Below are 22,359 nucleotides of genomic sequence, written 5' to 3'. Positions count from 1 at the left end.
GCCAGCGGAGACGATACTGCCGCTGCTGTAGCAATGAGCGGCAGATCTTCCCTGCCACAATGACGCAAGCCTGTTATACAGGCCAGATAAGGATAAGTTATGTGCCGTGTTCTTGCCTATGTTGGGCCTGAGTTACCCCTTGCAAGCCTCCTGATGGAACCTGAGAACAGCCTGATCAACCAGTCGCTCGATCCCGAGCGCCATCCGCACCTTCAACTCGCCGGTTGGGGCTTTGCTGCTTATGGCGAACACATGTGCAAACCCGAAACGCCCCTCATCTATCGGCGTCCTACAGCAGCCTTCCACGACGATAATGTTCCGGGGGTGATTCCGAGCCTGCAGGCCAGCACCATGCTGGCTCATGTCAGAGCAGCCGCCTACAACTCGAAAACCGTTCTGACGGACGAAAACTGCCACCCGTTTTCGTTCACTGACACGCCGTGGATCATTGCACAGAATGGCAACCTGGCGAACTGGCAACTTCTGCAGAGAGAACTCCTCAAGCACTGCAAGGACAAGTATCTCAAGCAGATGAAAGGCACCACCGATACGGAATTCCTGTATGTGCTGCTGCTTTCGCTGCTCAAGGGCAATAGCGACGATGAAGTGCAAGAGGGCTTCGAGACGATGCTCAAGCTCATCGTTCAGGCGATGAAGACACTTGATCTCGGTGCGCTCAACAAGCTCAAGATCGCGCTCGTTGCACCCAATCGCATCATCGGCGTCAACTGCGGTACCGGCCACAAGGGCGAACTCGATGTGAAGGGGGACTGGAAGGCGTTGCGCAAGTCAGATCCAGATTCAGACGACTACGCGCTGTCGATGCTGCTGGAGCCGATGTATCTGCTGACAGGTCGAAACTATCTGAAGCACAAGAAGTCCTATGAGGTCGATGCATGCCCTGATGCTGAAGCGACATCCGCCATATTTGCCTCGGAAGCGCTGACTGAAAAGGACGAGGAATGGCAGCGTATAGAGTTTGGTGAATTGGTAGCGGTCGAGCGCAAGGGCGAGACGATCACGAAGCGTGTGAAGCAGATGAACCTTTAGCTCTGAACTGGGAGATCAACATGAGCCTTCTCGACAGACACCACGTTTACCTGCAAACACTCGATCTGGTGCAGTCCACCAGACGGATCCCCTATCGCAGTTTTCCCTACGTCATGGTGCTGGGCGACTCCTGGCTGGACTATCCGGGGCGGAACCGCGAGTTCATCGCCCACCCGACCAACATGATGCGCACCTTCATGGCTGCGCAACGGAGTAGCGCCAATTGGTACGATCTCGCAGTATCCGGCGCAACGACCAGACAGCTGAGCGGGCATCTGCCAAAGCTGAAACAGCTCGCCCGTGATGTGCAGTTCGACTACATCATGGTCAGTGCGGGTGGCAACGATTACTTCGAAAAAAGTCATGCGCTGCTCAAGGACTACAACCCATTGCTGTCTCCGAGCGAGCATCTCGAGGAAGCAGCCTTCGCCCTGGTCGATCATACGGTGGGGCAGTTCTACAGGAAGCTGGTCGAGCTACGCGATCGCTATCAGCCGAAAGCCTTGATAGTCGGCCACGGGTATCTGCCACCCATTGCGCTGGACGAAGGTTTTCTTCGGATCGGGCCCATTCGCATCGGCCCGTGGATCTCACCGGCCATGCGAGACAAGGGCTACTTCGCTGCTACACGCGAATTCAGAAATCTGGTGATCACCGAGATGCAGGCCAGAGTGAGCGAGGCCATTAGACTCGGTCTTAGCGAGGCTGATGGTCCTGCCCCTCATCGTAACTACTTTTTCGATGCCAGAGAGCATCCGGAGGCGTTGGCACTGAGGGACAGGTCGGACTGGGCTGACGAGATACATCTATCTGTCGCCGGCTACCTGCGCTACACGCAGGTGATGATCGACGACATGGTGAGCAAGCACCTGTTTCCGTTCAGAAAGAATCAGGCGCTGCAGGCAGCCGAACGATCGCTGCGAACTAGCCGCAACACTTCTTGAACTTCTTGCCACTCCCACAAGGGCACAGCTCATTCCGGGCCGGTGGCGCGGTCACTTTCACGGTGCTGCCCTTGTTCAGCATGGCCGTCAGCTCCTTGATGGATTCGACGGCACCCTCACTACTGTCTACCGTTATGTCGATGAACACCTCGGCCTTGGCCGCCATGGCCTCGACTTCCTGCTTTCGGGCCTCACTCGTTACGACCAGCGCGAGTGGATATTTCTCACTTCCTGGCTTCAAACCAGCTTTCGCCTTGTAGCCGAAAGCCGTGTGGTGCTGGCGGGCATCCTGCCGCCCTTTGAAGAAGAACTTGTCTGACATATTGAACCCTGAGAATGGAGAAAGAGCGACGTCGTCTATTCTAGCTGACTCGCGGCCGCAGGTAGTAAATATTCACGGCCGCCTGAGCGGTCAGTGCCGGCTCAACCACGCTTCGGTGGTGTTTGGCAGACCGTGACCATTGATCGGTATCGGTGAATCTTGTCCGCAAGGTTTATTTCTCGGCTTCCGACACACGAACCAGACACTTCTTCATTAACGGGTGCGCTCGTATCAAAAATCGTTAACGCTACCGAACAACATAAATACACATTTTTACCAACACTTTTTTGTTTCTTAAGCACAATGTGTGCACCTCACTCAACGCCTGCATGGCTCGGAAAATATTGTATGACATTCAACCCTTCTGATCGGAAGAACGATCTCAATACGCTTTCGTTCAGACGCTTGCCGCTGCAGTTGGCGGTAGCCGCTGCGATGACTGTTTCTCTAGCTGCCTGTGGTGGTGGCAGCAGTGGCACTGACTCGATAGATCAATCCGAGACGCCCGCAACAATATCGTCCAGTCGCGTGGCCTCAATCCGAGCGTTTCTCGACGCCAATGATGTGGCAGATGAAAGCGTTGAGTTTGACTATGGCCCATCTGGGCTTATGACAGGCCTAACGCGGCAATATATGGATGATGGAGAACCCGACACCACTGCCTACTACGGTTGGGATGCTGATACGATCGGTATAGCGGAGTTCAACTATGATGCAGACAACCAACTCGTCGGTGTGCTTTATACTCGCACTGAAGGAAGCGAATCAAGCGTTCGCGAAGAGACCAGGACTTTCGAGAGCGGTCTTTTGCGAAAGATCGATGCGACCGTTACTTATAACTCTGTCATAACTGTGTTAGCAAATGAGCTGTTCTACAACGAAGGCAGACTTTCGTCTTACACAAGCACCGACCAGAGTTCGGACGGTAGTAGCGGAGATGATGAAACCTATACAGTCCAATACGGCTCAGATGGAAAAGTTTCATCATTAACACTCGAAGTCGACGGATCGGAACGAGAGCGACACGACTTTACATGGCGAGCAGATGATCAGCTGCAGCTCATCAGTTCCACCAGTTCGGCTGGTAGCGCCACGCTTGAATTCAGCTACGACGCCAACGGGCAGCTGCAGTTCACTCAAAAAACGCTGACGGGCTTTGGTGCTGAGTTCAACGAGTTTTTTGCAGATTATGACTTTACGCTGCATCGTAAGTACGACAACCGTGGACGCGTAGCCAGCCTCGAAATCGACATGCACTCTGACAGTGCCATTGATGGCACAGTGGTCTTCGAATGGGAAGACGGCGCCTGCGTGCCCTTCATTGACCTCGATCCAGAAGGATTGCCGGGCTATGTGCGAAATGCTGGTGTGCCGTATGAGCCTGGCTCTGGAGTAGTTCTGTCAACTTACTGCTCCGACAAGTAGCTGACGTGCTCTAACTGTACGTTGCCGCTTCCGCACGCCGAGGCGGCTCTCCTCAACACCTGATTTCACACTGTTCGTTTTGAATGGCCTGGGGCACCAAGCCTCCAGGACATCCACCACTCAGCCTTACAGCTCTACTTAAACCATGCATCCTGCCAGTGCGAGCCCGTACCAGGCGTATACTGATGAGCCTTTATCGTGCACCAGCCGCTATAGGGGAATGGCTTGCAGGTGTAGATGCCGCCATCGCTGCCAAGCACTTTTGTGCCTGCCTTGTACCCTGATATCCCTTCTGGATAGACATGGTCGTAGTCACCGCTGCCGCCATTGTCGCCACCGCCGTTACCACCATCGCCACCGTCACCGCCATTGCCGCCATCGTCAGCCTTGTCAATCGTGATTTCGACCCGACGAATCGAAGAGTCTGCCGGCGCGTAGATCTCATTTTTGCCGTTGGCGGTCTCGAAGCTGCCATCGTCCTGCAGGCGCCCTGCCCTGATCACATCTGACTCGGCATTGATCTTTTCAGCCAGCGCCGCCGGCCAGGTAAACTGTTCACCTTCGGCCATGCTGTTGATTGGCAATCTCACTTCAAGGCCGGTGTTTTCGCCCTGCCCCTCAAAGACTCTGGCGCGCACGAGGTCACCAGCAGAGAGCGACATTAAAGGGTTGATATCGCCGACATCGAGCCAGCTCAGACCAGGCTCGCCGCCATCTCCACCACCGTTATCTCCGCCGCCATCACCTCCACCACTACCGGCCATGTTCACGTCGATGACGTTATAAAAGGCGTTGGTGGTGTCGCCGATATCCCAAACCGCCAAGATGACGTGATAGCCGCTGCGGTCAGGCACATTACAGTTATGGTTGACCTGCTTGGGAGGCTGTTGATTATTGCCGGATACGCTGCAGAATGGCTGCAGATCGAAGGACTGCCGGCTCAGCGGCGCATTGACGTTCCAGCCGGGCTTGGTCATGAAATAACGCCAGTTCGAGGTGCTGTGATTGGCGGTAAAGGTCCAGCTGAAGTTATTCTGTCCCGGCCTCATGCTCTGTTTCAGCCAGCGGGTAGCTGACTGTGCATCCAGCGCTGAAAACTGAGCGAGACCGGCACTGGCGATGCGGCCATCAGCAGGTCCTGCCTGTGGAAACCCCTTGGGGGCTTCAAGGCTCTGTGGCTCCCAGATGATAGAGCCACAATTGGTATTGTCGCCGAGCTTGCACGCATAGTTCCGGCTGGTCGGATTGGTCACATAACCGTGGGCCAGAACTTGTTCAGCTATTCCAAGAAGGGGCACTGCTGTGGCAAAAGCCAGGGCGGTGAGTCGTGTTGTCGGTATCATAGAGTCGAATTCCGTCTGGACTTGAAGAGCCCTTATTGGACAGCTTCGCGACGGTATCTACCATGAGGCCAAAGATCGAATTTTCGGCCGATTATTCAATCCTTTGGCCTAGTGACGCGCCCGCTCACTCGCTTAATCGCTCAGCGCCTGCTGCTCTTCCTGGACAAGACAAGTGACTTCGAGCGCTACCGGCGCCTTGCTGCTCAGCACCTGAGCGTTCAGTGCTTCATTTTCGCCAAGCGAAAGACAGCGTGCGAGACAGCCGTTTCGGTTGTTGCACCCACTGAGGGCAAGATACTGCTGTTGCCCAAGCGGAAGTAGCCGTGTGTCCGGGAACTGAAAGAACAGCTGCCCCTCACCGTTTCTGTCGATAAGCGCATATTGATCAGGTTCTGCGTTGTATTGCACGAAGGCCAGACCATTCTTGAACGGCGATGCATTGACGAATTGTGCAGAGATGACGACATTGCCGCGCTCGTCGATATATCCATAACGTTCATCGAATCGAAGCAATGAAAGACCATCTTCATAGTCACCGCTGATGCGCGCGCCCATCGGCAGCTCCTTGATGCGATTACCATTTTCATCGATGAGCCAGGTTCTCGTGGGCTCGTCCGAGGTCTCGACAAACGCGGAACCCTGAGTGACATCGCCGACTTTGACGAACTGCGGGACGACGATCAGTCGCTGCTGACTGATACTGAAATAGCCCCATCTGTTGTCGAAGCGCACTGCCTGCAGATCACTGTCCGGATTCGGCCGCGCCTCGTCAAACTTCAGCGGGACGAGAAGCTGTCCTGCCCTGTCCTGCAAGCCGCAGAGGCTGCGACCGAATCGATTTCGTTCGCACAGGGCGATCAGTGGTTGAGCAGGCTGATCCTCGCTGGTCTCTGATTGATCTTCGGCAATAGCCGCCCCCGTCACGCTGCCGGGATCAGAACTTGCAGATGATGAACGAAACATTGTATCGACGGCGTCCGGCGCTGGTGGCCAGTAGCGAAACCGGCTGCCCTCCACCGGCGCCAGCTTCAGCTCCTTGAAAGACTCACACTGCGCTTGAGCGCTCTGGGCAGGTCGCACCGTGTATTCAGGCTCACGGCTATCGGCCTCTTCGTCTTCTTCCTGGTTTGCGCTTGCATCGGAACTGGCCGTGCATCGAGGTGGCAATGCCGTCAGGATCGTCGGCCTTTCAAAGGTGAGAGCGTGAGTGGGCACAGCCTCTGCCTGCACGCTGGCATAACTGAAGATCGTCATCAGACTGATCACTGAACAACGGAATAGATAATTCAAGCTTGAAGTGGTGGCACTGGCTGAGAACATCTTGGTCATAGGGCGTTCGGGTATATGCTGTGCAAATAGGTTGAAACTGGCCCTTACGGTACCCGATTTCGTATCAGCTTATTGTAAACCCACCCATCTCAGGGCCTGCGGAATGTACCTAGAGGCGGGCCCGCCGCGGATCTCCAGTATGTCCTACAGCAGTGACAGCGACCTACATCTGCCTCCATTGTCATGGACGGATGGGCCAATAAATGTCGTTCTAACCGGCAGCACTGGCGGCATCGGTAGTGCCATGCTGCGAACGCTTCTGACGGCACCGGATGAAGTGATTGCCAGAATCTTTACCATCGACAGATCTCTCGCCCGAGCAGACACCACGGTCAATGATGAGCGGCTGCTTCGCCTGGAAGCTGACTTCACTGAGCAGACCAGCTTCGCGCAAGTGGCAGAAAGAATGAGCGGACAGGTGTCTCAAGTTCATCTCGTCATCAACTGCATTGGTCTTCTCCATGCCGAGGACATCAAACCCGAAAAATCCCTGCGACAAGTTGCCCTGCCTCAGCTACACGCCTTGTTCGCCGCCAATGCCTATCCTGTATTGATGCTGGCGCAGGCGCTTGAGGGTCTGCTCAAGCACAAAGGTAGTTCAGCATTTGTCTCGCTCTCTGCGAGGGTCGGTAGCCTGACCGACAATAGAACCGGCGGGTGGTATGGCTATCGCGCAAGCAAGGCTGCCCACAACATGTTTCTTAAAACACTTTCGCTGGAATGGCGTGTAAAACTGCCTCATTGTATCTGCGTCGCGCTCCACCCCGGCACGGTGAAGACCGGCCTCAGCAAGCCTTTTGTGACCGCTGGCTATCGCAAGACACTCCACTCACCGGAGGCAGCCGCTGGCAACCTGCTTGCACGAATAGGCGAACTGACTCTGGACGACAGCGGCAGCTTCATAGCCTGGGATGGAGAGCGTCTGCCCTGGTAGCGGGCGGAACAGCCTTACTTGAGTGCAGGCGGCAGCCAAGTTATGGTGATCGGCTGAGTGGCCTGCAAATAGGGCCAGACATTATCGAATGGAGACAGTTTTTTATGTCGAACACACAGAATGAAGCGCCGGCAAACTCGATGGACGCGGATCATCTCTACCAGGAAGCAGTATTCACGGACCAGAAAGTTGGCACAATTCGAAGAATGACGCCAGTGACCAGCGAGGGCGAGAATGACCCCGGCCGCACTACTCTGTATTTCGGCCAGGCCCAGATGATGACACCCGCGGGTGCCATTCCACTCAATTTCGAACTGAAGGCTGAATCGTTGTCGGAAGCCGTCGCGCAGTTTGCAGACGCGGCCCAGCAATCCATGCAGGAGACGATGAAGGAGTTGCAGGAATACCGCCGTCAGCAAGCATCCTCGATCGTCGTACCAGGACAGGAAGGCGTGGCCAGCCCCGGCGGATTACCCGGCAGCGGAAAGATTCAACTCCGTTAAGCTTTCTCCACTCACAGTCTTGTCTGGCTTCCTTGGCTTCAGCGCATAACGGTTCAAACCTGGGATATGCACATTACGCATGTAGTGCTGCCAGTCGAAGGACGCCGGATCTACCGGATACAGCTTCTGCTCATCAGCGCTCAAACGCTTGGAGAGCGACAACATCTGTGACATGTCGAAGACATAGTTCGGCGAGGTGTAGAACGAAAATATCATCGCCAGCTTGTTCGTGGCTTCGATTTTTTTCTGCTCGTTCTGCGAAATGCCGCGCATCACGCCTTTCAGCCTGAGCCCTGCACTCACACCTGAGAGTAGCATCTTGAACGCGGGTCTTGGCAGCACAATGAATGGTCGTTGGGGCCGTCGATAAAACAGACGGTCATGAGCCGCGTGATTGGTCTGGGCCTCTTCACTGACGTGCTCCACCAGTTCATTGATGGTGACCGGATTGCGATGACTGCTACCGACCTGGTAAATCCGTCGTCCCTCGGTGAGCGTCAGCAATTCTGCCGCTGCAGTGATGATACCGTTGGCCACCAGATCAGCTGGAATGACGTCGATGACTGACTTCTTTCTGCCAGGAAAAAACGTCACTCGCTCTCTGGCGTAAGCCAGAATCAGGGCATCGGCTACCTTGACGCCTTCTATCCACCCTGGAGCCGGACTTGCCAGTGTGCTTTCGACAATGGCTGGTCGAACCACCGTCAGACGCCCGCTGTCACCAAAGTGGTTGTACAGCATCTGCTCACCGAGCCATTTGGTCATGGTGTAAGTATCGTTCCAGCCACGAAGCCTGGATTCTTCAACGCCCAGTTCGATCAGCGCGTGTTCAGCTGCTTCAGCGTCCGGCGCAGCTGCCTTTACGGCTGCAGCAGCGCTTTGCAGATGACGCATCAGCGCGTCCACGTCGAAACGACCACCCGGCCGAGCTTCCACACCTGCGTCCCCTACAGGCGCGTTATTCTGCTCAAAAATCACTCCAGGTCGCTTGCCATGAACATAGCAGGTAGACACCTGCAGAAACTTGCAACGCCCATTCACTTCACTCAGCGACATCAATGACTTGAGACTGAGCGTGTTGATCAGCAGAGCCTGATCGAGCGCTTCACGGAAGTTCACACTGGCTGCTGAATTGATGATCAGATCCAGTTCACTACCGAGCGCTTCAAACGCTTCGGCACCCATACCCAGCATCGGCTGGGTCAATTCCCCTGCGACACAGCTGACGGCAACCAGTCGCTTTTCGAGATCGCCCTTCTCGCGCAAATTATCAAAGATCGATGAGCTCAGAACTTCCTGTTCGAACCGCTGCTGGGGGTCCGAAAACTTGCTCGAGCCGCGGAGCAGAAGTTTGATTTTCAGGTCTTTCGGCCCCTCTGATAACAGCCGCTCGAGAACGACCTTTCCGAGGAAACCACTGACGCCTGTGATGAGCACAGTCTTGTTTGCGAGACTTGTAGCGATACTAAAAGACATAGAAACTCCCGTTCCATTCTGATTGATTGTCATCCTTGTAATCCCACTCACACCCTGTGATCAGCGTCACATCTGGCGTGAGGGTCCAATGGTACAGATCAATAGTTGTTTTTGGTATCTGCAATACAGCTGAAGTAGACGCCTATTCGGGTGGGCGTGGCAAGGCTGGATGAGAAGCACTGCCTCGACCTGTGAAACCCGCCGCAATCGGTTATCCGTTTGTCAGACAATCTATTTCAGATTATTGAAATTACAGCATTTTTTGTTTCACCAGCACAAGCTTTTCGTAGCATTTTGCGGCCTGTCTCACAGTTCTATTACAGTCGGTAACATAGTATGGCCACAGCTTTCATGGCGTCTTCAGTTCATCGAAGCGCTTGAATCAACCAGTGAGTCACCAGGCCGATGTACACATCAGTCTTCAAGGCTCCGCAGAATTTGGAAACAGCATTATGCAAAGCGCCCAACAGCCAGCTCAGTCAGCCACCCCAACCGCCTCTGTAGACGCGCGCCCAGCCGAAGCGCGTGACAAGTACAGGTTCGTGGGCCCGGTCTACGACCTGCTCAGCGCTTTCTACAGCGGCAAGGCGATTCACGAAGCCAAGGTCGCGATGCTCGATGAAGCTCACCTGAAGGCTGGCGATAGCGTGCTGTTTGCTGGTGTTGGTCATGGCAAGGATGCGATCCACGCTGCCGAACGAGGCGCCCGTGTGACCGTGATCGACCTGTCCGAAACCATGTTGCGCAAGTTTGATGACGAACTGGTTAAACAGGGCAAGACCCATCTCGATATTCGCCGAGTGCAGGCTGACATCTTCAAGTTCGAGGAATTCGCTCAGTACGACATGGTGGTTGGCAACTTCTTCCTCAATGTCTTCAGCGAAGACATGATGGATCGCGTGCTCAAGCAATTGATCGATCTGGCCAAGGAAGACGGCAAGATTGTCGTCGGAGATTTTGCGCTGCCACAGGGCAACATCCTGCGCCGCCAGTTCCAGAAAGCCTATTGGTACGTGGCCGTGTCGCTGTTCTGGCTCACGGCCGGCAATGCGCTGCACAACATCTACGACTACCCTGCCGCGATGCGTCGCGCTGGTCTCGAGATCAAGTCCATCAAGCGCTTCAGCTTTGCTGGCCTGGCCAACTACTGGTCCATTCTTGGCGACAAGGCTGCCGTAGCGCCTGCCGCCAAACAGGCAGCCTGAGTCATACCGAAAGAATAACTATAAAACCCCAAGAGTCAGTCAGAGGTGAATACCATGAGCCAGTCGAGTCTAGTTCTGGACCTGAGCAGTACGCTGGATCTTCCTGATAGCGGTATCGGCAAATTCAGTTTTGCTGAGCGTGTGCAGATTTTGAAGCAGCATGGCATTCACTCGCAGGCCTTCTCTACCCTGCAGCCGAATATGGAATACTTCGATGTGCCGGGCATTGGGTACATCGCTTTCATGCGTCAATGGTCGCAGATATTCGTACTGGCAGATCCCGTCTCTGCGCCGGAACAGTTTCCCTTGATGCTGGAACTGTTCAACAAGCGTTTTCCAAGCGCTGTCTACCTGCAGGTCACCAAGCCTGTCGCTGCTTATCTCAACGAGCGTCATAATTTCTATGGCACCCAGCTTGGCTCGGAAATCCGCATCGATCTGGCAAAGTGGTCGTTGAGCGGCAAGAAGAAGCAGGTCATCCGTACTGCGCTGAATCAGTCTGAAAAACAGGGCATCACGGTTCAGGAACGCTACAGCGATGATCACACCCGCGAGATTTCAGACGCCTGGATCAAGACTCGCAAGTGCAAGAAGAAGGAGATCCGTTTTTTCATTCGCCCCATGCAGATGGAGTACAAGGAAAACGAGCGTCACTTCTACGCCTACCAGGACGGCAAGGCTGTGGGCTTCGTGTATTTCGATCCTATCTACAAGAACAACGAGATCATCAGTTACGTACCGAATATTTCGCGCGCCTGTGCAGACTTCAAACAGGGCATCTTTTATACCCTGATCGTGCATGCGATGGAGCAGTTCAAGGCCGAAGGCGTACCCTTCCTCGACCTTGGTCTGGTGCCGCTGATGTTCGACGGACCGGATGAACCGCAGGAATCGAAGCTGCTGAAAAAAGCGCTTCGACTGACCTATGAGAAGGGCAACTTTCTGTATAATTTCAAGGGCCTGGAATTTACAAAATCACGCTTCCGAGGCGATGTCCACAGGATTTATACCTGCCATAGGCGCGGCATCCCGGCGCTCGAATTCCTCACGGTATTCAAGCTCGCCCGCCTGATCTAACGACATATCGAGCGCCAGACTCAGTCCAGGCGTTCGATCTTTCGAAAGCCCATGCCCAGCATGGCAGCTGTCCATCGGTCGTCCAGCACAGCAATTCGCTGCTGGTCGGTCGTGGCAGCTGGCTTCGGTTCCGTGAACAGGAGCAGATGGCTTGCAGGCTCACCTTGGCCTGCTTCGGCCGACTTAAACTTGCCATGATCTGACCATAAGGTGGCCACTCGCCGACAGATGGCTGCAGTCGAATCAACCCAGTTGATATCTGGCAAGGCGTTCTGAAAGGCCGCTTTCAATAATGGAAAATGGGTACAGCCCAATACGACCTGATCGCAGCCAGCCGCTCTGAAAGGCTCAATAATGCTACTGAGCAGCGCGGTATCTTCGTTCAGTGATTGCCGATTGTGATTACCCTCGCTCCGGATCTGTCGCTCTGCCATATGCACCAGCTCTGAACTGCCTACCCTGACCACCCTGCAATGTGGCGCGAACTCTTCAATCAGCCTGTCGATATAGCTTCTTCTGATTGTGCCTGGTGTCGCCAGCAAGCCAATACAGTGCTGTTGACTGGCCAGCGCGGCCACCTTGATGGCCGGTACAACCCCAACGAAGGGCAAGGGAAACTGCGCACGAAGCGCGTCCAGCACCACGGTACTGGCAGTATTGCAGGCGATGACAACGATCTTTGGCTGCCAGTCTTCGATGCATCGGCCAACCAGGTGGCGAAGCCGCGCAATAAGCGCAGCTTCAGACTGTTCACCATAAGGATAATGATTGAAATCCGCGAGATAGACAGTGTTGAGTTCGGGCATGGACGCTGTCAGGGCCCGCCAGATGCTGAGACCGCCACTCCCTGAATCCATTATGAGAACATCACAGACAGTCATTCGTAATCAGCGCCTCCCCTGTTCACGAAGTTCGTCGACTGCCAGCCGTATCAGCCTGCCCGATATCGTCAATGTGGGCGGGATCGGTGGGAGATCATCGATACTGAACCATTGTGCATCCTCTATTTCGCCCGGCTCGGGCACGATCTCGCCTGAATCGTACTCAGCCAGAAAGCCCAGCATCAGCTGATGTGGAAAGGGCCAGGCTTCAGATTCGATGTAACGGATCGACTTGAGCAGGACGCCCGTCTCCTCACGAACCTCTCTATGCACGGTCATTTCCACCGACTCACCAGGATCGACGAATCCGGCGACGCAGCTGTAGAGCCCGCGACTCTTGAGGGCCACATTCTGTGCCAGCAGCAGTTCGCCTGGTCGATAGACCGCCGCGATCATGCAGGGCGCTACGCGGGGATAGACAGGACGGACGCAGGAGCGGCAGAACAAGGCAAGCTCTTTTTCGGCATTCTCCAGCCTGCCACCACATTGCTCACAGTATCTGGTCTGCAGTACCCAGTGGCTCCATTGCACCAGGCGATTGAACAGGCGGTGTTCCGCCCGGTCCAGCTGAAACAGGGCCGTTCTGAGGGGGATGAGCGCATAGCCGGGAGGTAGGGCAAGCGCTTCCAGCTGCACCTGGTCGACGGCCAGCACCGGCAGGATGTCAGCCTCTACCGACGCTGCCTGATGCAATGGCAGTGCAGCCAGCGCGGCATCGAGATAAATCAGGAAATGCCCAACTTCCACACCTTCGAGTCCCCTCAACGCTGCAGCAAACTCGCGAACAGGCAATTCCAGCGCCGAGCCCCCGCCTGGCTGCGAGGACATGACAGAACGATCAGGCAGCACGATGTGCGAATTCGAGATCAGCATGAACTGATCGTGCCCGGCTTTTGCGAGCAAGGCTTGCGTATAGGGCAGCCGCCCGTGGAAGCCTGGACGGCCGGCCACTGCACCGGGCGGCGTCAATAAGGTGTCGAACTTTGGCAAGGCTGGTCCCCTCGTGCTTTGCGAGCCGTCGCCCGTCAAATTGGCGGGCAGAAAAAAGCCGGTTAAAGAGTAGGAAGACTTTGCTACACTTGCCGCCCAAGATGCTCTGATAAGGTAATTGAGTACCGGATGATAGCGCGCCGGCTCGCATACTTCATCATTGCCTGTACCTGCGCTGAGCTACCGGGCCTGACAACAGAACCATGCATATAATAAGTTCCTACTTTTTCACGCTGCTTCGCAAGATTCTTTTCCTTTGGGTACGCACCGATGTCATCGGCAACGATGCCAGCAAGCTTGGTCTCGATCCGGCCAGGCCAGTGGTCTATGTGTTGCAGCACAAATCTCTCAGCAACCGTCTGGTACTCGAGCAGGAAGTCCTCAAGGCTGGACTACCAAGCTCACAGGCTGCACTTCACCTGGGCAATGAAACACTCCGCAGAAGTCATTTCTTTCTGTACAAGAAGCGTGGCCGAACCTTTCGCAAACGGCCGTCACCGACCATCAGTGACCGGCTACGCAAGCTCATCGAGGCCAGCCACAGCAATGAACTGGATGTGCAGGTCGTACCGGTCACGCTCTACTGGGGCCGCGCGCCGGAAAAGGAACAGTCCCTGTTCAAGCTGCTCCTGAACGACGCCTGGTCGGTGAGTGGCCGACTCAAGCAGCTCTTCATCATCCTCGTCCATGGCAAGAACGTCTTCCTGCAGTTCAGCAAACCGGTCTCTCTCAGTCATATTCTGGCAGGCTCTCCGGATACTGCGCGAGCAACGCGCAAGACCGCCAGACTGCTACGGGTTCACTTCAGGATGATGCGTCAGGCCGTGGTCGGGCCGGACCTGTCCCACCGTAGAACACTGGTCTCGCGGCTCATTCGCATGCCGGAGGTGGAGCTGGCAATTGAACGCGAAATGCGTACCGCCAAGATTGACCGGGAGAAGGCCCAGTTGCGTGCGAAAAAATACGCCGAGGAGATCGCCTCCAACGTTTCGATTGGTGCCGTGCAATTTCTGGACATCGTGCTCTCCTGGGTCTGGAACAAGATCTACAATGGTGTCGCCGTCAGCAATATCGAGCGAGTGAAGGATGTCGCTCAACAGGGCAGCATCATCTATGTGCCCTGTCACAGGAGTCATATCGACTACCTGCTGCTGAGCTATGTGCTCTACAACAATGGCTTGATGGTGCCGCATATTGCAGCCGGGATTAACCTCAATATGCCAGTACTCGGCTCGTTTCTCCGCCGGGGTGGTGCCTTTTTCATGCGCCGCACCTTCAAGAGCAACCAGCTGTATGCAGCAGTATTTACCGAATACATGCACTCCATGTTCGTCAAGGGCTTTCCCGTCGAATACTTCGTAGAGGGCGGCCGCAGCCGGACTGGCAGAACGCTGGCCCCGAAGGCGGGCATGGTAGCAATGACGGTTCGCTCCTACCTGCGTGAACCAAAGAAAGAGCTCATCTTCGTGCCGGTATATGTCGGCTATGAAAAAATCCTCGAAGCAGGCTCGTATCTCGGGGAGCTTCGCGGCAAGAAGAAACAGCAGGAGTCATTGCTGTCAGTATTCAAGTCCATCAGGAATCTGCGTAATACCTTCGGCCAGGTCAGCGTGAATTTCGGTGAGCCCATGTATCTGTCCCACATGCTCGATCAGCATCGTCCTGAGTGGCGCGAGCAGCAACCACTGCAACCGACAGACCGGCCCAGCTGGCTGAAGCCAGTGGTTGAAGAAGTCGCCAATCGTATCGTTGTCGGTATCAACTCAGCTGCCGCGCTTAACCCCGTGAATATCCTGTCGACCTTCCTGTTGGCTACGCCGAGGCAGTCCATCGATGCCACCATTCTGATTCGGCAAAGTGAGTTGCTGGTACGCCTGCTGCGCGCCTGCCCCTACAGTGCAGACGTGACCTGCCCTGATGTCGATGGCCCGCGCTGGATCGACTACCTGGTAGAGATGGGACTGGTCGAAATACGTCCGCAGAAGCTCGGTGACATCGTCCAGCTCGATGCGCGTAATGCGATATTGCTGACCTATTATCGCAACAACATTCTGCACCTGCTGGCCCTGCCCGGCCTCATTGCGACCTTTTTCCAGCACGAGAACGAACTCAAGGCTGAGCGCCTGCACTGGATGATGGAGTCGATCTATCCCTATATTCGCTCTGAGCTGTTCCTGCGCTGGTCAGAGGATGAGCTGGCGGCCCGCGTCGACGAATGGCTGACTGCCCTGATAGAAGCGGGCATGCTATCAAGTAGCGGAGATGTTTATCATGCGCCACCACCTGGCTCATTGCAGGCGGTCTGTCTGCAGAGCCTGGCGAGAAGTATCCTGCCCACTCTGGAGCGCTACTATACGGTGATTGCCATATTGCGGCGTCACGGCTCTGGCCGCCTGACCGACCTCGAGCTGGAAGAGCGCAGCACAGCCATGGCCGAGCGCATGTCGATTCTATATGGCCTCAATGCGCCGGAGTTCTTCGACAAGACCCTGTTCCGCAATTTCATCCATATCCTGCGCTCGCAGCGGGTGGTGACCCATAATGAAGAGGGCTTCATCGTCTATAACCGGAAGCTGGATCGCATCGCAGATGAGGCACGTTTTGTGCTGGATTCAGATCTCAGACAGAGCATCATTGAAGTGGCTGAGGACCAGGTGACTCGCAAGTCTGGCCCTGGAGCTGGAGCCGCCGCCTGATGTCAGCCAGTATGGAGACCGACATGACACCAATGCTGAGCGTACTGTCAGTTGACGACCATCCGATTTATAGCCAGGGTCTGGCCCTGGCCCTGAACGCCATGAAGGACAGTCTGGTGCGAAGCCAGCACGGACCCCTGCGCTTCGAGTATGCCGATTCACTGCAGGCTGCTTCCGCTCGGCTTCAGCGCCAGCCAGGCTTCAATTTGCTGCTGCTGGACATGGTGTTGCCCGACGGCAACGGCCACGAATTACTCGCTCACCTTCAGCGACATCAACCGGACCTGCCGGTGGTCATTCTGTCGGCCAACGACTCACCCAGTGATGTCACCATGGCTATCAGCGCCGGCGCGAATGGTTTCATCAGTAAATCTGCACCCCTGGCAGAAGTCGATCAGGCGCTGTGTGACGTGTTGTCGAACAAGATCGTCACGCCGTCGAACTACTCACGGGCGACCGGGGTGGAAGCGACGGTTCAGTTGGACGAGGCCATACCGAGTCTCACACCAAGGCAAATAGAGGTTCTGGGACTATTGGCTCGAGGTCTTCCGAACAAGCGTATCGCGAGCATATTGCAGTGCCAGGAAGATACCGTGAAGAGCCATCTCAAGGCGCTCTTCAGCAAGCTGGAGGCTCACAATCGTACTGAATGTGTAAGGCGTGGTTTTCAGTTAGGTCTCCTCGGGCACAACGATAGCTGACGCTCAGGCGATTTGTTTTTCAAGTTCGCAGCCGTCATCGAACAGGTCCGAAGGCACTTCGATAATCAGCTGGGTACCTCCACGACGCTCGATGCCACTCGTCTCAGGCCCGCTCGAGGCCATGATACGGCTGGCGCGAATCTGCATGCCGAGCAGCCGGGCCAGCTCGGTGGCAGTGACCAGTCCCAGACCGGTGCCTTTTGCGTTTGCAAAGAACTCGCTCCGATCTTCGGGTGGGTCGTTGATATGGGCAATCAACTCCTTACTCAACCCGGTACCATTGTCACATATGGCAAGCACCAGGCTGTCCCCCGCTTGTTTCGGCAAGCGCACGGTCAGTTCATGACGCGTCGCTCGGGCATGCTTGACGGCGTTATCCATCAGATTGCTGCAGATTCTTTCGAACAGACTTCGGTCTGAGGCAAGTACGATATCAGGCCGGTCGACATCCCCGTCTTCAACACTAAAGAGAAAAGTGGGAAACTCAGCTTCCAGCCCGCGGAGGACATCGTTCAGACCAAACCGCTGCAGCGCGGGGCTGATGACACCAAGCTCCAGGCTGCTGAGATCAAGAAACGAGCGTAATTGTCTCTGTAGCAGGTCGCTCGATAATTTCAGATGCTGCACGATCATCAACAATTCTTCGACGTTGGGGCTTGGAGGCTCGCCCTGGGCCCGTGAGCTCTGCTGAACAGGCCGCGCCTCAGGGAGGGCCCTTACCTGATCACCTAAACCACTCAGTAACAGCTGTATGGCACCTAGTGGCTGGCGCAAGTCATGACTGGCCGAGGCCAGAAACCTGGTCTTGCTGCGGTTGTCCTGCACTGCCCGCTTTCGCGCTGACTCGATATAGCAGAGTTGACGAAAGTTCTGCCGCTCGGAGCGCTCCAGCAGAATGGCACCAATGACCCCGAGAATATTGGCGCTGAGCAGGAAGTAGGCTTCCAGAAGCCAGGAAATATGCGCAAAATCATAGGCCCAGGCCAGTGCAAGATATACCAGGGTATACCCGAAGGAGATGAGACTGGCGAGAAGCACTGGCAGTGCAATCAGGTAGTAACCGAAAGCCAGTGCGAGAAACAGTCCGTCATAAGGCACCGGCACCGCGTTCAAGTGACTGATGGTAATCACGGCGACGACACTGAGTCCGGCGGCCAGATAGCTGCCCGCATAGACTGTGAGGAACCTGTTGTATGGCCAGTCGCGATGATGCGCCCACAGCACCAGTAGCATGCACGGCGTGACTACCAGCAGACGAAGTGAAACGGTCACCGCCGCCACGCGTGCAGGGAAAAGTAGATAGTCCAGTATGCTGTAGATGATGAAGAACATCAGCACTGCAGCATAGACCAGATTGAGCCTGCGCTTGATTTGCGCAAGTCTGTACTCGCGCCAATCAGGGACGGCAGCGGTATCGTTCACACTTGTACTCACTATTTGATTATTTTTTTTATAGACGGTATCGCGATCAGCGATACCAGAACTTCCTAATGCGCGCCAGCTCTTATCAAACCACCAAGCCCATGTTGCTCCAGCACCTCGGTCAAGCGCTGACGAATGGCGGACTCCGTCTTCATCAACTGCACTTCATTCCACACCGAGACGGCGACTGACTGCGGAATACTTCTGATGACCCACTTCGTTTTGGGCAAGGTATAGGCCGACATGCTCAGCTGGTCTATACCCATGCCCATGAGCAGAATAACGGCTGCGGGATCGGCAGCCATTTCGCCGCAGAGGCTTGTCGGCAGCCCCAGCGCCTTGGCCTGAGTGACCACTGACTTTAGCCCACGCAGCACTGCTGGCTGGAACCAGCTATAGAGCTGCGAGACCTTGACGTTATTCCGGTCGACGGCCAGCAGATACTGCGTAAAATCGTTGCTGCCAATGGAAATAAAGTCAATATGTTCCGCCAGTTGATCGAGAATCAGCATGGCAGATGGTACTTCGATCATGATACCGAGTCTTGGCAGGACGATCTCATATCCTTCGCTTTCAAGTTGCAGCACAGCTTCTGTCAGCAACTGCTTGAACTCGAGCACTTCATCGAGCCGGCTGATCATCGGCAGCAGCAGACTGAGATTATTCAAGCCGATATTAGCGCGTAACATCGCCCTGATCTGGGAAAGAAAAATGCTCGAATTATCCAGAGTGAAGCGAATACCTCGCCAACCCAGGAAGGGATTGTCTTCGGTAAAGACAAAATACGGCAGATTCTTGTCGCCACCGATATCCAGTGTGCGCATGCAGACAGGCTTGGGATGGTAGGCCTCCAGCACCGGCCGGTAGATGTCCACCTGCTCGCCTTCCGAGGGGAAGGATTCATGCATCATGAAAGGGATTTCGGAACGATACAGCCCGATGCCCTGCGCACCCCTGGAGAGGCCCGGCGTGATGTCGGCCAGCAAGCCGGTATTCGCCAGAAGCGTGATGGCCGTGCCGTCTGGCGTTTCAGCTGGCAGATCCCGCAGGGCATCCAGACCCTTGAGTAACGCCGACTCCTGGGTCAGAAGCTTGCGATACTCGCGCTGTAACTGTTCAACCGGCTTGAAGATGACGATGGCACGATAGCCGTCAAGAATGGTTTCCGCCTTGTCGATCCGGTTTGGATCGAGCTCACCCACACCGAGTACGGCAGGTACTCCAAGGGCGTTGGCCAATATGGCAAGGTGAGAGAGTGCTGAGCCTTTGGTACAGACGATACCGGCAAGATGCTGTGTCGGAAATTCGGCAATGTCGCTTATGCTGAGATCGGCACCGACCAGAATGGTAGGGCCGCTGACGGCTGCGATATCATCTTCTTCCCCCCGTAACTGGGCATATACGCGCTGACCTATATGAAGGATATCCTCGGCTTTCGCCTTGAGGTAATCGTCTTCCATGGTTTCGAAAGCGCGAGCGTGATTCTTCACCGTCTTGCGCAGGGCAGTCGCCGCCGTCCAGCCAGCCTTGATATAGGTTTCGATTTCGTCGGCCAGGCTACGGTCTTCGAGAATCATTCTGTACATGCCATAGAGCGCCAGCACATCTTTGGGCAGATTACCGCGCATGCGCTCTTTCTGTTCTTTCAGGTCTTCCTTGGCGGCAGACAGCGCCACTCTGAAGCGCTGTATCTCGGCATCACGGTCGGCATCACGGTCGGCGGACACGTCGGCCAGTCTGGTATCTACAATTCCTGCAAGCGTGTGCTTGCGCTTGACCCAGAGTGCCTTGCCCATTGCCAGACCGCTGGCACCCTTGACGCCACGAAAGCGGATGTTAACGTCCGGAACACGCTCATCACGCAGATGAAGGTCGCCATTGTCCAGCGACTGATCTAGCGGGCCAGCCAACTGAGCCGCGATGGTGATTGCAAAGGCCTCCTGCTCGAGCGTGAACTTCTCGGCAGCATGCTTCTGGATGGTCAACACCCCGATCAACTTGCGGAAATGGACGATGGGGGTGCCAAGAAAGGACTCGAAAGCCTGTTCGCCAGTCTGCGGGAAGAATACGAAATTTGGATGAGTCGACGCGCGTTCGACATTGAGCAGCGCCTGGTGCTCGGCGATATAGCCCACCAGCCCTTCACCACGTGGCAGACGCACCTGATTGATAGCGCTCTTGTCGAGACCCTCGGTCGCCTTGAGAACGAAACAGTCCTCGACCGCATCAAGCAAATAGATACTGCAGACTTCAGCCTTCAGTGCCAGACGAACCCGGGAAACGATCAGTTCAAGGAGCTGACCCGGCTCGTCCAGATCGGCTGCCACCTGGAATATTTCTCTGAGGGTATTCAACGGCTCTAGCATAAAACGGGCATTCCGGATCGAGACGGCGGCAAGGTCCCTAGACTAGCAAGAAATGCCAGTGCTGAATACTGATCGCCGCTCTCCACGGCCACCGGCGCTGAAATATGCCAGATATTCAGATGCATCGGCGATTGCCATAAATTTGAAGTCTGTTACAATCCACGCTGCCCAAGAGGGTGTGCTACCAGTTTTTGTCGGTAGTGCCTTTTCAGGGTCTGTAGCTCAATTGGATAGAGTAGTGGCCTTCGAAGCCATTGGTTGCAGGTTCGAGTCCTGCCAGGCCCACCATCACTGCCCCCTGGTTCGTCCGGTCTTCATACAAGTCATTGTTTCCAGCGATCGGCAAAGCTGCCATCCGGATCGTAGCGCTCAGCCTGTTCTTGCAGATTGAAACGTCGCTGCCCCCGTGGATCGGTGCCGACCCCGGCGAGATACTGCCAGTTGCCCCAGTTACTCGCGACATCGTAATCGACAAGCCACTGCTCGAACCAGGCAGCGCCATAGCGCCAGTCCACCTGTAATTCGTTTACCAGACAGCTGGCGACCAGTTGGCGGGCACGGTTGGACATCCAGCCAGTCAGTTTCAGCTGCCGCATGGCCGCGTTGACGATGGGCCATTCAGTGCTGCCTTCACACCAGGACTTGAACGCCTGTGGATAGAAGGTCGTGAGTTTGCGCTTCTGCTGTATGCCCTTCTTCGTGAACAGGCGCTTGCCATATTTATACAGCAGCCATTGATAATACTCCCGCCACAGCAACTCGAAATACAGCCAGTAGGTCGACTCATTGCTGCCATGGGCTGCCTCATACCTGAAAACGGCCTCGGCCACCTGAACTGGCGACAAGCAGCCGGCAGCCAGCCAGGGCGACAGCTTTGATGAAAAATCCCAACCATCGAGATCATTTCTCGTCTCTTTATAACGACTGATCAGCCTGCTCTGTAGCGTGTAGTAGTTCAACTGCTCGAGGCCAGCACCTGCCCCGCCTCTGAGTCGCGCTGACAGTTCGGCAACAGGCGCCTCCAGTCCAGCCAATACTTCAGGCTTGTGCAGCTGTGGAATGTCTGGAGGACTGTCATCTGAAAGGCTACGTCTGAGTAGCAGACTGCCATCGTCAGCCTGAACCACTCGCAGGGGCACCAGACTTCTGAGGCTCTCGACCCCACCAGCAGCTGGCAGCTTCCCCAGCGTCGTCTGTCGGCGTGGCTTGCGCCCTTCGACAAGTTTTCTGAAAGGCGTAAAACCATCGGGCATGTCAGGCAGTTCGAATGGTAGCTGTTCTGGTTCGAACAGCGTACTGCCAAACTCTTCAACAAGGGTCAGGTCCGGAAAATACTGTCTCGTCGCTTCGATAGTATCGTTTTCATAGGGGCCTGGGTGGGCGCTGAGCCCAAGCGTGGTGCTGCCAGTAGCCGCCAGAACTTGTGGCAGCAGCCGGCGGGGCTGACCGTAAAACACGTGAAGCTCCTGGCCAAGCGACCACAGTGAAGAATCAAGCGCGTACAGTGACTCCAGCAAAAAGCGCCAGCGATGGTAGCCGATGCGGCGCAGTTGCAGCTCGGTATGGCTGAACAGCGAAGCATTGATGAGGTAGACACAGAAGAGATGATCGACCTCGCGCGCCATTCGCTGCAAGGCCGGGTTATCTTCCAGTCGGAGGTCGTTCTGGAACAGAAAAAGGCCGGTAATCATCAGG

Annotated in this window: 18 protein-coding genes and 1 tRNA gene; 10 read left to right on the top strand and 9 right to left on the bottom strand. The window is 55.4% G+C overall.

What is annotated here, in order from left to right; genetic code table 11:
* Positions 1 to 99 precede the first annotated feature (99 nt).
* Both ABD735_RS04465 and ABD735_RS04460 read left to right on the top strand, forming a co-directional pair.
* Positions 100 to 1,050, top strand: coding sequence for a class II glutamine amidotransferase (locus tag ABD735_RS04465; RefSeq protein ID WP_344803670.1), 951 nt, complete (start codon positions 100 to 102; stop codon positions 1,048 to 1,050).
* 20 nt (positions 1,051 to 1,070) lie between these two features.
* A complete protein-coding gene (locus tag ABD735_RS04460) occupies positions 1,071 to 1,994 on the top strand; it encodes an SGNH/GDSL hydrolase family protein (protein WP_344803668.1) in 924 nt (307 codons plus the stop codon).
* On the opposite strand, the gene ABD735_RS04455 is transcribed toward ABD735_RS04460, so the two are convergent.
* On the bottom strand, positions 1,975 to 2,316 hold the full coding sequence (locus ABD735_RS04455; RefSeq protein WP_344803666.1) for a PBPRA1643 family SWIM/SEC-C metal-binding motif protein: 342 nt from the start codon (positions 2,314 to 2,316) through the stop codon (positions 1,975 to 1,977). The genes ABD735_RS04460 and ABD735_RS04455 overlap by 20 nt on opposite strands.
* A gap of 348 nt (positions 2,317 to 2,664) precedes the next feature.
* Between ABD735_RS04455 and ABD735_RS04450 the strand changes: the two genes are divergently transcribed.
* Positions 2,665 to 3,741 carry a hypothetical protein gene (locus ABD735_RS04450; protein ID WP_344803664.1) on the top strand — a complete coding sequence of 359 codons (1,077 nt, stop codon included), beginning with the start codon at positions 2,665 to 2,667 and terminating at the stop codon, positions 3,739 to 3,741.
* 134 nt (positions 3,742 to 3,875) lie between these two features.
* Here the strand turns inward: ABD735_RS04450 and ABD735_RS04445 are convergent, their stop codons facing one another.
* Positions 3,876 to 5,084 carry a lytic polysaccharide monooxygenase gene (locus ABD735_RS04445; RefSeq protein WP_344803662.1) on the bottom strand — a complete coding sequence of 403 codons (1,209 nt, stop codon included), beginning with the start codon at positions 5,082 to 5,084 and terminating at the stop codon, positions 3,876 to 3,878.
* A 132-nt stretch (positions 5,085 to 5,216) separates the two neighbouring features.
* Positions 5,217 to 6,413 (bottom strand): WG repeat-containing protein, encoded by a 1,197-nt coding sequence (locus tag ABD735_RS04440; RefSeq protein ID WP_344803660.1) that lies wholly within the window; start codon positions 6,411 to 6,413, stop codon positions 5,217 to 5,219.
* Positions 6,414 to 6,552: 139 nt separating this feature from the next.
* Here ABD735_RS04440 and ABD735_RS04435 point away from each other — a divergent pair, with 139 nt between their 5' ends.
* Together ABD735_RS04435 and ABD735_RS04430 are read left to right on the top strand one after the other, a co-directional pair.
* Positions 6,553 to 7,347 (top strand): SDR family NAD(P)-dependent oxidoreductase, encoded by a 795-nt coding sequence (locus ABD735_RS04435; protein WP_344803658.1) that lies wholly within the window; start codon positions 6,553 to 6,555, stop codon positions 7,345 to 7,347.
* A 104-nt stretch (positions 7,348 to 7,451) separates the two neighbouring features.
* Complete coding sequence (locus tag ABD735_RS04430; RefSeq protein WP_344803656.1) at positions 7,452 to 7,850, top strand: hypothetical protein; 399 nt, start codon at positions 7,452 to 7,454, stop codon at positions 7,848 to 7,850.
* Here the strand turns inward: ABD735_RS04430 and ABD735_RS04425 are convergent.
* Entirely contained in the window at positions 7,818 to 9,326 is a 1,509-nt protein-coding gene (locus tag ABD735_RS04425; protein ID WP_344803654.1) for a fatty acyl-CoA reductase, read from the bottom strand. The genes ABD735_RS04430 and ABD735_RS04425 overlap by 33 nt on opposite strands.
* Before the next feature lie 452 nt (positions 9,327 to 9,778).
* Between ABD735_RS04425 and ABD735_RS04420 the strand changes: the two genes are divergently transcribed.
* Positions 9,779 to 10,531, top strand: a complete 753-nt coding sequence (locus tag ABD735_RS04420) for a class I SAM-dependent methyltransferase (RefSeq protein WP_344803652.1) — start codon at positions 9,779 to 9,781, stop codon at positions 10,529 to 10,531.
* 54 nt (positions 10,532 to 10,585) lie between these two features.
* Complete coding sequence (locus ABD735_RS04415) at positions 10,586 to 11,608, top strand: DUF2156 domain-containing protein (RefSeq protein WP_344803650.1); 1,023 nt, start codon at positions 10,586 to 10,588, stop codon at positions 11,606 to 11,608.
* Positions 11,609 to 11,628: 20 nt separating this feature from the next.
* On the opposite strand, the gene murI is transcribed toward ABD735_RS04415, so the two are convergent.
* Both murI and nudC read right to left on the bottom strand, forming a co-directional pair.
* Positions 11,629 to 12,465 carry a glutamate racemase gene (murI, locus tag ABD735_RS04410; RefSeq protein WP_344803648.1) on the bottom strand — a complete coding sequence of 279 codons (837 nt, stop codon included), beginning with the start codon at positions 12,463 to 12,465 and terminating at the stop codon, positions 11,629 to 11,631.
* Between the two features lie 30 nt (positions 12,466 to 12,495).
* On the bottom strand, positions 12,496 to 13,479 hold the full coding sequence (gene nudC / locus ABD735_RS04405) for an NAD(+) diphosphatase (RefSeq protein WP_344803646.1): 984 nt from the start codon (positions 13,477 to 13,479) through the stop codon (positions 12,496 to 12,498).
* A gap of 203 nt (positions 13,480 to 13,682) precedes the next feature.
* Between nudC and plsB the strand changes: the two genes are divergently transcribed.
* Complete coding sequence (gene plsB, locus ABD735_RS04400) at positions 13,683 to 16,175, top strand: glycerol-3-phosphate 1-O-acyltransferase PlsB (RefSeq protein ID WP_344803644.1); 2,493 nt, start codon at positions 13,683 to 13,685, stop codon at positions 16,173 to 16,175.
* 23 nt (positions 16,176 to 16,198) lie between these two features.
* On the top strand, positions 16,199 to 16,876 hold the full coding sequence (locus ABD735_RS04395) for a response regulator transcription factor (protein ID WP_344803642.1): 678 nt from the start codon (positions 16,199 to 16,201) through the stop codon (positions 16,874 to 16,876).
* 3 nt (positions 16,877 to 16,879) lie between these two features.
* On the opposite strand, the gene ABD735_RS04390 is transcribed toward ABD735_RS04395, so the two are convergent.
* Positions 16,880 to 18,298: a sensor histidine kinase gene (locus ABD735_RS04390; protein ID WP_344803640.1), complete on the bottom strand. Its 1,419-nt coding sequence runs from the start codon at positions 18,296 to 18,298 to the stop codon at positions 16,880 to 16,882.
* A gap of 65 nt (positions 18,299 to 18,363) precedes the next feature.
* A complete protein-coding gene (gene ptsP / locus ABD735_RS04385; protein WP_344803639.1) occupies positions 18,364 to 20,664 on the bottom strand; it encodes a phosphoenolpyruvate--protein phosphotransferase in 2,301 nt (766 codons plus the stop codon).
* A 211-nt stretch (positions 20,665 to 20,875) separates the two neighbouring features.
* Here ptsP and ABD735_RS04380 point away from each other — a divergent pair.
* Positions 20,876 to 20,952 (top strand) — tRNA-Arg (locus ABD735_RS04380).
* A gap of 35 nt (positions 20,953 to 20,987) precedes the next feature.
* Here ABD735_RS04380 and ABD735_RS04375 read toward each other — a convergent pair.
* Positions 20,988 to 22,355 carry a DASH family cryptochrome gene (locus ABD735_RS04375; protein ID WP_344803637.1) on the bottom strand — a complete coding sequence of 456 codons (1,368 nt, stop codon included), beginning with the start codon at positions 22,353 to 22,355 and terminating at the stop codon, positions 20,988 to 20,990.
* Between the last annotated feature and the right edge of the window lie 4 nt (positions 22,356 to 22,359).

It is taken from the genome of Allohahella marinimesophila (assembly GCF_039538005.1).
Classification (GTDB): Bacteria; Pseudomonadota; Gammaproteobacteria; order Pseudomonadales; family Oleiphilaceae; genus Allohahella; species Allohahella marinimesophila.
Note: the sequence above shows the minus strand (reverse complement) of the source record. Positions and strands in the feature narration are given on the sequence as shown.